Source organism: Microbacterium sp. KNMS, assembly GCF_053851835.1.
Genome location: NZ_JBSQBP010000108.1, coordinates 1 through 273 on the forward strand (window position 1 = coordinate 1; position 273 = coordinate 273).

Below are 273 nucleotides of genomic sequence, written 5' to 3' on the forward strand. Positions count from 1 at the left end.
GGCCGCAAGCGGGCGCTGCGCCGCGGCCCACTCGTGCTGGGGATAGGCAGGCGCGAGCGCGCGGCGGAAGACCAGGACGTTGTGATAAACGGTGGTGCGGCTGGTCGGGCCGCTGCGTTCCTCGCAGGGCAGCGTTTCGGCGCGGACATACTCCCAGCCCGCCTGCGCCATGCGGTTCATTTCCATGGTCAGCGCATGGGCGAAACGCTCCGCCCCGCTGCGGGCACCCCGGACCTTTTCGCCCCGGTTCGGCGCGGGCAGGACGGTGTATTC

Annotated in this window: 1 protein-coding gene; it reads right to left on the reverse strand. The window is 71.1% G+C overall.

Annotation, left to right across the window (positions count from 1 at the left end; translation table 11 throughout):
- Nucleotides 1–273: hypothetical protein (locus ACWXWW_RS18030; RefSeq protein ID WP_455971383.1), on the reverse strand; the 273-nt coding region annotated here is incomplete at both ends.